This window comes from Rhodococcus sp. LW-XY12 (assembly GCF_019317345.1).
Lineage (GTDB): Bacteria > Actinomycetota > Actinomycetes > Mycobacteriales > Mycobacteriaceae > Rhodococcus > Rhodococcus pyridinivorans.
In genome coordinates this window covers 4,267,759-4,278,621 of record NZ_CP079225.1, presented here as the reverse complement: position 1 = coordinate 4,278,621, position 10,863 = coordinate 4,267,759, and the positions used below count along the sequence as shown (strand labels likewise).

Genomic DNA, 10,863 nt, shown 5'->3' with positions numbered 1-10,863 from the left:
TCGGGCGCCGGGGGAAGCTGACGCGGCTGGCGCATCCAACGTCGAAGGCGGCTGATGAGTTCTATTCTCGGTGTGACCGTGGGGGAGAGCGCCGTTCGGGTGGTGCGGCCGGTGGATCGAACGACCCCGACGGCGGGGTTCCAGTTCCAGGTGGTCGAAACCGGTAAGGACGATCCGGCGCGGCTGGCGGCAGGCACCCTCGGGGTGCTCTTCCAGACCGGTGTGGCGGGCGATCCGATCGAGCGGGTGGGACTGGTCTATCGCGACCAGGCCCAGGGCGAGCGCCTGCGCGCGGCAATGGCCGTCGAGCACATCGACCGTTACCTGCTCGTCTCCGAACCCGAAGCCGCCGTCACCTATCTGCAGGCCACCGGCGAGCTCGGCAGCAACACCGCCGTCTTCTACGACCTCGGCGACGCCGGGCTCACCGTCACCGTCGTCGACCTCGTCTCCCGCGAGGTGCTCGCCGAACGCACCGACAGCATCGGCGGCCGCGTCTTCGACAACGTGATCCGCGACCACCAACTCGACACCAACGGTGTGTGGCGCCCCGACGACCCCGCCACCGACGACGAATTGTCGGCCCAGTGCCGCGAGGCCAAGGAGAAGCTCTCGCAGAGCGAGACCGTGGCCGTGCCGGGCGCGGCAGGGGTCGTGCTCATGTCGCGCGAGACCTTCGATCCGCTCATCGCGCAGTGCGTCGAGTCGTCGGCGCAATTCGTGCACCAGGTGATCTCCCGTGCCGGTCGCAACCCCGAGGCCGTGGTCCTGCTCGGCGGCGGCGCGCACATCCCGCTCGTGCAGGAGGTGCTGCGCTCCTGGCTCGGCCTGCCCCTGGTGGTGCCGCACGAGCCCGAACTCGTCCTCGCCAAGGGCGGGGCCCTGGCCGCCGCGCAACCGGTCACCTCGCAACCGGTGAGCACCCTCACGCGCATCGTGCCGGGTCAGCCCCCGTCGACGAGCGCCGACACCGAGCAGATCCCGGTCGTCGCCGCCGCGGCCGCTGCGCCCACGGCTGCCGCCACCGGTGCGGAGTCCGCCGACGCGAAGAAGCCGTGGTGGTCGTCGCTGGCCGGTCGCGGTCCGTCGGTCAGCGGCAGGCAGATCTCCGGCGCCGGGATCGCGGGCACGGCTCTCGCGGTCGTCGCGGTCATCGGCGTGGCGCTGAGCACCGGCTTCACGAGTTCGTCGACCGACGAGACGAGCCCCACCCAGTCGTACATCCCGACGACCACCAACGCGCCGCGGCAGAACCCCGCGCCGGCGGTAGCGCCCACGCAGGTCACCACGACCACCACGGTCGAGCAGGAGCCGGCTCCGACCACCCATTCACCGCGCCCGGTTCCGCCGGCCCCCGAACCTCCGCCCGCTCCGGCTCCGACCATCCCGGGGCTGGGAGTGCCGGTCCCGACGCTGCCGCCGCTGCCGACGATCGAGCTGCCGCCGCTGCCGCAGATCCGGCTTCCCTGAGTCACCCGCTCACGCGCGTCGCGCGTGCCGGCCACCCGTCTGCTGTCCGGGGGCGTCGGTACGCGCGAGCACGGCGGCGATCGCCGTGGTGAGCGGCACCGACAACGTGAGCGCGATGCCGCCGACGCATGCGCGGACCAGCTCGATCGCCACGGCGTCGCTCGTGATCACATCGGTGATCGACCGCCCGGCCACCGAGAACAGCAGCAGGAGAGGCAGCGCGCCGCCCGCGTAGGCGAGGACGAGCGTGTAGACGGTGCTGGCGATGTGGTCGCGGCCCACGCGCATCGCCGCCGAGAAGATCTCACGACGCGACGACTCGGGATCGAGCCCGGCGAGTTCGAAGGCCGACGACGCCTGCGTGATGGTGACGTCGTTGAGCACACCGAGCGAGCCGATGATGAATCCCGCCAGCAGTAGGCCCGAGATCGACACGTGCCCGATGTACAGCTGCACGTCGGTGTTCTGTTCCTCCGACAGACCGGTCAGATGTGTCATGCGGATCGCGACGTAGGACAGCAGGGCCGCGACGACCATCGAGGCGAGCGTGCCGAGCAGCGCCGAACTGGTCCTCAGATTCACACCGTGCGCCAGATACAGCACCGCGTAGAGGATCAGTGCACCGCCGACCAGTGCGACCGGCACGGCGGGTTTGCCGTCCAGGAGCGCCGGGAGCATGAACGCCACCAGCACACCGAACGCGACCACCAGGCCGATCAGGGCCCGCAGACCGCGCCAGCGGGCGATCGCGACCACCACGACAGCGAACACCGCGACCACCAGCGCGAGCGGGAAGCCGCGGGCGTAGTCGTAGAAGGAGTACTGGGTGGCGCCCGCCGGATCGGTCTGGCGGACGAGACGGATCTCGTCGCCGGCCTGTAGATCGGGCTGACCCGGGCCGGGGATCACCTCGAGGAGCGTCCGGGCACCGTCGTCGGGACCGGATTCGATGGCGACGATGCTGCGTTCGCAGTCGAAGGCGTTGCTCGAGGGAGGGGACGGCTCACCGGTGAAGACGCGCCCGAAGGACGCGCTGCCGCACGGGCCGGTGTTCTGCTCGACGACCGTTCCGGCCTCGGTGACGACCGCGCCGCCGCTACTCGTCTGAAAGGGGGCGGGGATGTCCACGGCACGGCTGCTCGGCCATAACAGGGCGGTGCCGAAGAGCACCAGGAGACCGATCGCAGCCAGCAGGCCGACCACGATCTTCGCGGCGATGGGTCCGAGTGGGATGGGACTTTCGTCCTGCCCGTGGCCGTGGCCGTGGCCGTGTCCGTGGCCGAAATGGCCGTGTCCGTGATTCACCCGGACAGGCTAGCCAAGAGGCGAGATGGTTGGGGCTGGTGGTGGCGGGGAGCAGGGGGGGTGTCCCCGCCACCGTCACCTGATCTCGCACAGGGGGGATGGCGATCGATCAGGGAGCCCGGCACAGTGCGTAGTGCTTAGTGCCATAAGGCAAATTACTGGTTCCGACCCCGGATTGGGGAGGGGTTGGCATGTGTCGATGGTCACGAAGCCGACAAACTGTCCGTTCGGGTAGGTCGACCGTGCCTCTAAACAGGGACTTTGGTCCCGAAAGGGGCAATGTAACTGTTCGGCAACGATTGCCCGCCTGGGGTCGGAAGCCCTGTTCCTACTGTTTGTAGGAGGACAGGAAGTTGCCGATCCGCTCGATCGCCACCGCCAGGTCGCGTGCCCACGGCAGCGTGACGATGCGCAGATGGTCGTGGTTCGGCCAGTTGAAGCCCGTGCCCTGCGTGACGAGGATGCGCTCCTGCAGCAGCAGATCCTGCACGAGCTTCTCGTCGTCGTGGATGTCGTAGACCGCCGGATCCAGACGCGGGAAGGCGTAGAGCGCACCGCGCGGCTTCACGCAGCTCACGCCCGGGATGGCGTTGAGGCGCTCCCACGCGACGTCGCGCTGCTCGAGCAGGCGCCCACCGGGCCGTACCAGGTCCTCGATGCTCTGATAGCCGCCGAGCGCCACCTGGATGGCGTGCTGGGCCGGCACATTGGGGCACAAGCGGGTCGAGGCGAGCAGGTCGACGCCCTCGAGGAAGCCCTCTGCGTGATCCTTCGGGCCGGTGATGACCATCCAGCCCGACCGGTAGCCGGCGACCCGGTACGCCTTCGACAGGCCGTTGTAGGTCAGGCAGAGCAGGTCGGGGGCCAGCGAGGCGAGGGAGATGTGCTTCGAATCGTCGTACAGGATCTTGTCGTAGATCTCGTCGGCGAGCAGCAGCAACTGGTGCTTGCGGGCGAGGCGCACGATCCCCTCGAGCACCTCGTGCGAGTACACGGCGCCCGTCGGGTTGTTCGGGTTGATCACCACGATCGCCTTGGTGCGGTCGGTGATCCGGGACTCGATGTCGTCGAGGTCCGGGTTCCAGTCGTTGGTCTCGTCGCACAGATAGTGCACGGGGGTGCCACCGGCGAGCGAGGTCATCGCCGTCCACAACGGGTAGTCGGGTGCCGGGATGAGCACCTCGTCGCCGTCGTCGAGCAGGGCCTGCATGGTGATGGTGATGAGCTCGGAGACTCCGTTGCCCAGGTAGACATCGTTGATGTCGAACTTCGGGAAGCGCGGCACGAGCTCGTAGCGCGTGACGATCGCGCGACGGGCGGAGGCGATGCCCTTGGACTCCGAGTAGCCCTGCGCGTGGGGCAGCGCCGCGATCATGTCCTGCACGATCGTGTCGGGCGCCTCGAACCCGAACGGTGCGGGGTTGCCGATGTTGAGCTTGAGGATGCGATGCCCCTCGGCCTCGAGCCGCGCGGCGTGGGCGTGCACCGGCCCGCGGATCTCGTAGAGCACGTTCTGGAGCTTCGACGACTGCTCGAGCCGACGGCTGATGTGATGGTGAAGTTGGCCTTGCTCCTCGATAGTCACGGCTTACATCGTGCCACCGTGCCGCAACAGGATTTCATCCGCGTTTTGCCGGTTGCGGTAACGAGTTGGGAAACAAGGCGCGACGAATGTCCGGATCAATGCGATGATCGAGGTCCATCTAGGCCTCACGTCGGGGTGACGTGGGGGAATGCAAGGAGCAAGTGGTATGGCGCAGGGCACTGTCAAGTGGTTCAACGCGGAAAAGGGCTTCGGCTTCATCGAGCAGGATGGTGGGGGAGCAGACGTTTTCGTCCATTACTCCGAGATCCAGGGTTCGGGCTTCAAGACCCTGGACGAGGGGGCACGAGTCGAGTTCGAGATCGGCCAGGGGCAGAAAGGCCCGCAGGCTCAGGGTGTGCGCGCCATCTAGGTCGCACTCTTTCGAGAATTCCGCGTTCGACGGCGTCGCACTTCCGGTGCGGCGCCGTCGTCGTGTGCTCTCTGTCACAGCCGGGAGGCGTAGGCCTACCCGTCGGTAAGTACTGCTTGTAAGGTATATCCGGTTCGTGGGGTAACAGTTTGTTTTCTCCGGTGCGTGGGGATTCGTACCGGACGGTTTTTCCTTCCTGGGGGATTGGTGTTTGTGGATTCGGCTACTCCTCGCAGTGCGACACACGATCGATGGACCGACCCCAAGAAACGCCTCTGGCTGTACGGACTCGTCGTCCCCCTGAGCCCCTTCATCGCCTACTTCCTCGTCGAATACCTCCACCTCGGCGTCTTCTGGGCCACCGGTGCACTGGTCATCGCCGTCGTCTGCCCGTTGGTCGACGCGTTCGCGAGGCTGGACACGAGCAATCCGCCCGAGAGCGTGATGCGGACGCTCGAGAACGACCGGTACTACCGCTACTGCACCTATCTCTATCTCCCACTGCAATACGCGGGCCTGACATTCGGGTGCTGGATGTGGGTGTCGCAGCCCATGGGCGGCGCCGAACGATTCGCGATGGCCGCCACACTCGGCATCGTCGGCGGTGTCGGCATCAACGCGGCGCACGAACTCGGACACAAGCGCACCACCATCGAGCGGCGCCTCGCGAAGATCGCGCTCGCCCAGTCGTTCTACGGCCACTTCTACGTCGAACACAATCGGGGGCACCACGCCCGTGTGGCGACCCCGGAGGACCCGGCCACCGCCCGCATGGGAGAGAGCTACTGGCGCTTCCTGCCCCGTTCGGTGTTCGGCAGCCTCCGTTCCGCGATCCGTTACGAGAAGGGCCGGCTCGAACGTCGCGGCACGTCGTTCTGGAATCTGCGGCACAACGACATCCTCAACGCATGGGCGCTGAGCGTCGTCCTCTACGCGGTGCTCATCGCCGTGTTCGGCTGGTCGATCGCCCCGTGGCTCGTCGTCCAGGCCGTCATGGCGATCATGTTCCTCGAAGGCGCCAACTATCTCGAGCACTACGGGCTGCTGCGCGAGAAGCGCCCGGACGGCAGCTACGAACGCGTGCAGCCCCAGCACAGCTGGAACAGCAACCACGTGTGCTCCAACCTGTTCCTCTACAACCTGCAACGGCACAGCGACCATCACGCCAATCCGCTGCGCCGCTACCAGACCCTGCGGTCGATGCCGCAGGCGCCGCAGCTACCCGCCGGTTACGCGGTATTGATCATCCTGGCTCTGTTCCCGCCGCTGTGGCGGCGCATCATGGACCCGCGACTGCTCGAGCACTACAGTCACGATTTCTCGCGAATCAATATTGAGCCTGAGAAACGAAATGCGATTCAGGCACGATACGGTGGTCGCAGTTAGGCGCCGTGTCGGGGAGACCGCGCCGTTTCTGTGATGCGCACACCCGTGCGGATCATGCGCGCCCGGGGAGATAAGTGGAACAGCAGTATGTGCCTGCATCGTCGCAGTTCGGGGAGGCCGGCGACGGTTTCCCGCTCTCGTCGGCCCAACGCGGGATCTGGTTCGCCCAGCATCTGCTCGGCGACATTCCACTGACCATCGCCCAGTACGTCGACGTCCGAGGCGAATTCGATCCCGAGATCTTCGCCGACGCCGGCGCCGCCACCGCCCGCGAACTGGGCACCGGCATGCTCCGCATCTTCGAGGTCGACGGCCACCCCCGTCAGGTCATCGACCACGACCTCGAGGACCGCGCCACGATTCTCGACCTGCGCGACGAGGACGATCCCGAAGCAGCGGCCATCGCCTGGATGCGCGCCGAGTACCGCACGCCCCTCGACATGCTCGAGGACCGGCTGATCGTCTGCGCGGTCCTGCGAATCGCCGACGACCGCCATTTCGTCTACACCCGGATCCACCACATCGCCCTCGACGGCTACGGGGCGACCACCTTCGACACCCGCACCGCCGAGCGTTACAGCGCCGCGGTACAGCAGCGCGAACCCGCCCGCTTCGACGTCAGTCCGCTGCCGGAGATCGTCGAGGACGAACAGAGCTACCGCGACTCGGCCCGGTTCGAGAGCGACCGCGCCTACTGGGCCGACCGCATCCGCGACCTGCCGCACCCCATCAGCCTCGCCGGTCGCGCCGCGCCCGTCGGCCCGCACCCGGTCCGGTTCAGTGCGCCCCTGCCCGAACGTGTCGAGGCCGCGATCGACCGGATGATCGCCGAGCGCGAGAAGACCACGACCTTCGCGACCGTGGTCGCAGCGGCCTTCGCGGCCTTCCTCGCCCGCGTCACCGGTGAGACCGACGTGGTCCTCAGCCTCCCGGTCTCGGCGCGCACCACCGTCCGCCTGCGTCGCTCCGGCGGCATGGTCTCCAACGTCGTCCCGATCCGCGTCGGTGTCGAACCGGACGGTAGCCGCGACGATCTGATCGACCGGATGCAGCTCGAATTCACCGGGGCACTGCGTCACCAGCGGTACCGGCACGAGGACATGCGCCGCGACACCGGCTACGGCAGCGCCGACCGCGGATTCTTCGGGCCCGCGGTCAACGTCATGATGTTCGACCACGAGATCCGCTACGGCGATTCGGTCGGCCGCCGGCACGTGCTGAGCACCGGCCCGGTCGACGACCTCTCGCTCAACATCTACCCGAGCGCGCCGGGGCAGCCCGCCCACATCGACCTCGAGGCCAACCCCCACCTGTACACCGTCGGCGAACTGCGCTCGCACCACACACGATTCGTCGAGTATCTCGGCGAACTCGCCGACTCCGACCGCACCATCGGCACACTGACGGTCCTGCACGACGACGAATACGAGAGCCTCGTCCCGTATCGAGGACTGCCCGCCCAGCCCGTGCGGCTGTTCGCCGACTTCCTCGCCGACGGTGTGCGCCGCAATCCCGACGGCGTCGCGATCATCGACGGCGACCGGCAGGTCACCTACCGCGAACTCGACGATCTTTCTACACGTCTCGCCGCACAGCTCGTCGACGCCCGGGCCGCCCCCGAGACCTTCGTGGCACTGAGCATGGACCGCGGCGCCGATGCGCTGATCGCGGTGTGGGCGGTGGTGAAGACCGGCGCGGCCTTCGTCCCGATCGATCCGGCGCTCCCGGCCGACCGGATCGCCTACATGGTCGATGATTCCGGTGCACAGCTCGGACTCACCGTGCAGAGCCGGATCACAGACCTGCCGTCCGGGCCCCGCTGGATCGCCGTGGACGACCCGCTCCCCTCGGATATCGACGTCGAGGTCGTGCGCTCGCCGGCCGTGCCGGAGAACCCGGCGTACATGATCTACACCTCGGGCTCCACCGGAACCCCGAAGGGCGTGGTCGTCACCCATCGCGGGCTCGCGACCTTCGCCGCCGACACCCGCCCCGAACTCGCGCTCGGCACCGACTCGCGGATGCTGCGGTTCTCCTCGGCGAGCTTCGACGCGTCGATCTTCGAGATGCTGCAGGCCTTCAGCGCCGGAGCGGCCATGGTCGTGGCGCCGCCGCACGTTCTCGGCGGCAACGAACTCGTCGACGTCCTGCGCGCCCACCGGGTCACGCACATCGTCTCGGCGCCCACCGTCCTCAACACCGTCGACCCCGCGGGCCTGCCCGATCTCGAGGCCGTCGTCGTCGGCGGCGACGTGTGCACCGCCGACCTCGTCGAACGCTTCGCTCCCACCTGCCGGTTCACCAACAGCTACGGCCCCACCGAGACCACCATCGTCGTCACCGCCGGAGACCCCCTGGCACCCGGCGACCCGATCACCATCGGCCGTCCCCTCGACGGTGTCGTCGCCGTGGTGCTCGACCGTCGCCTGCGACCGGTGCCCGTCGGATTCGTCGGCGAGTTGTATCTCGGCGGACCGGCTTTGGCGCGCGGCTACCACCGCCGTCCCGGGCAGACCGCGGATCGATTCGTGGCCAACCCCTTCGAACCCGGCACGCGCCTGTACCGCACCGGCGACGAGGTGCGGTGGACGCCCGATCACCAACTCGACTTCGTGGGCCGCTCCGACTTCCAGGTGAAGATCCGCGGATTCCGCATCGAACTGGGCGAGATCGACACCGCCCTGCTCGACCAGGACGGCGTCGACTTCGCGACGACCGTCGTGCACGACAGCGGCAGTTCCGTCGTCCCCGTGTCGTACGTACGTATGGAATCCGCCGCGACCTTCGACATGCAGGGACTGCTCGACGGTGTCGCCCGCGTTCTCCCGGCGCACATGGTGCCCGCGGCCGTCGTCGAACTCACCGAGATCCCGGTGACTCCCGCCGGCAAACTCGACCGCGCCGCGCTCCCCGCACCGCAGTTCGCCACCGCAGAATTCCGTGCCCCCGAAACCGACTCCGAACGCCTCCTCGTCGAGGTCGCCGCCGGACTGCTCGACGTCGAACGCATCGGTGTCGACGACTCGCTGTTCGCCCTCGGCGCCGACAGCATCGTCGCGATGCAGTTCGCCGCCCGCGCCAAGGCCGCCGGACTGCACATCACCGCCCGGCAGATCTTCGAACACAAGACGATCGCGGCGCTCGCGCGGGTCGCCGCCGCCGTGCCCACCGCCCTCGTCCTCGACGAACTGCCCGGCGGGGGAGTGGGCGACATCCCGATCACGCCGATCGTGCACGAGATGCTCGGGCGTGGTGACTATTCCACCTTCGCGCAGGCCGTCCTCGTCTCCACCCCCGCGGATCTGACCTACGACGATCTGCGGGCCGCGCTCGCTGCCGTCGTCGCCCGGCACGACATCCTGCGGTCCACGCTGCGCGACGGGCAGTGGCGGACGCACGCCGAACTGCCGGACCTCGATGCGTGGATCACCCGCGTCCCGGTCGCCGACGCTACCGAATCCGATTCTCTCGTCGACCGTGAATGCGACGCTGCCGCACAGGATCTCGATCCGGAATCCGGTCTCGTGCTGCGTGCCGTGTGGTTCGACGTCGCCGAGCCGGTCGGGCAGGGGCGCCTGCTGCTCGTCGCACACCACCTGGTGGTCGACGGCGTGTCGTGGCGGGTACTGCTGCCCGACCTCGGCCAGGCCTGGATGCAGGTCGCGGCAGGACAGACACCGTCGCTGCCCGAGGTGGGTACCTCCTACCGCCGCTGGGCGCACGCCCTGCACGACACCGCCCGCGACTACGTCGGTGAACTCGACCACTGGACCGAAACCCTCGGTGGTGCAGCACCGCTCGCCGCAGTCGCGTCGCTCGACCCGGAGATCGACATCCTGGCGACCACCGCGACCGTCCGGGTCGATCTCGACCCGAGTGTGACCGACGCGGTGCTCACCCGACTGCCCGAGCTGTACGGCAGCGGCACCGCCGACGGTCTGCTCACCGCCCTCGCGCTCGCCGCCGCCCAGGACGGGCAGCGTTCGTTGCTGCTCACCCTCGAAGGACACGGCCGCGACCTCGACGCCACCGGCACCGTCGACCTTGCCCGCACCGTCGGCTGGTTCACCAGCGCGTATCCCGTGCGCCTCGACCTCGCCGACGACCTCGACCCCGCCGACGCCGCCGCCGGAGGACGCGCGAGCGCCACCGCGATCAAGGCCGTCAAGGAACGTCTCGCCGCCGTCCCGAACAACGGCGTGGGATACGGCATCCTGCGCCACCTCGATCCGGAGGCATCGCCGGTCCTCGCCGCCCTGCCCACCGCGCAGGTGTCGTTCAACTATCTCGGCCGTCTCACCTCCGGCCACATCGCCGACGAGATCCGTGAGATCGGCTGGGTGCCGCTCGATCTCGCCCTCGACCCCAACCGCGCATCACGGGTGGCCGCATCGGTCGCCGTCGACATCAACGCGATGGTCGTCGACGGCCCCGACGGTGCGCACCTCACCGCGTCGTTCACCTATGTGCCGCGGGTGATCTCCGCCGAGACGGTCGGCGCGCTCGCCGAACGGTGGAAGGACGCACTCGTCGGCCTGGCCGCCCACACGCAGCGACCCGACGCCGGTGGTCTCACCCCGTCCGACGTGCCGCTCGTGCACACCCGCCAGCAGCAGATCGAGCAGTGGGAGAACCGCTTCGGTCGCCTCGTCGACATCTGGCCGCTCTCGCCGCTGCAGACCGGTCTGGCCTTCCACGCCGCGCTGTCCGTCGACGCGGTCGACGTCTACACGGCACAGCTGCGTCT

General features: G+C 68.4%; 6 protein-coding genes (1 of these 6 only partly in view). 4 read left to right on the top strand and 2 right to left on the bottom strand.

Translation table 11 applies throughout. The features are described 5' to 3' along the window. Window positions 1-54: 54 nt before the first annotated feature. Complete coding sequence (locus KXC42_RS19660; RefSeq protein ID WP_257605883.1) at window positions 55-1,470, top strand: Hsp70 family protein; 1,416 nt, start codon at window positions 55-57, stop codon at window positions 1,468-1,470. A 9-nt stretch (window positions 1,471-1,479) separates the two neighbouring features. Here KXC42_RS19660 and KXC42_RS19655 read toward each other — a convergent pair whose 3' ends face one another. Then, the gene (locus tag KXC42_RS19655; RefSeq protein ID WP_219129432.1) at window positions 1,480-2,775 is read right to left on the bottom strand and encodes a YibE/F family protein; all 1,296 of its coding nucleotides are present in this window, start codon (window positions 2,773-2,775) and stop codon (window positions 1,480-1,482) included. A 328-nt stretch (window positions 2,776-3,103) separates the two neighbouring features. After that, entirely contained in the window at window positions 3,104-4,360 is a 1,257-nt protein-coding gene (locus tag KXC42_RS19650) for a pyridoxal phosphate-dependent aminotransferase (RefSeq protein ID WP_219129431.1), read from the bottom strand. A gap of 166 nt (window positions 4,361-4,526) precedes the next feature. Here KXC42_RS19650 and KXC42_RS19645 point away from each other — a divergent pair, with 166 nt between their 5' ends. The 3 genes from KXC42_RS19645 to KXC42_RS19635 form a co-directional block, all read left to right on the top strand. After that, on the top strand, window positions 4,527-4,730 hold the full coding sequence (locus tag KXC42_RS19645; protein ID WP_006553044.1) for a cold-shock protein: 204 nt from the start codon (window positions 4,527-4,529) through the stop codon (window positions 4,728-4,730). Window positions 4,731-4,943: 213 nt separating this feature from the next. Continuing rightward, entirely contained in the window at window positions 4,944-6,116 is a 1,173-nt protein-coding gene (locus KXC42_RS19640) for an alkane 1-monooxygenase (RefSeq protein WP_064256517.1), read from the top strand. 74 nt (window positions 6,117-6,190) lie between these two features. After that, window positions 6,191-10,863, top strand: partial view of a non-ribosomal peptide synthase/polyketide synthase gene (locus KXC42_RS19635; RefSeq protein ID WP_219129430.1) — the beginning only. 25,888 nt of this gene lie beyond the right edge of the window; 4,673 of the gene's 30,561 nt are visible here — the first part of the coding sequence; the start codon lies at window positions 6,191-6,193; its stop codon lies off the right edge, out of view.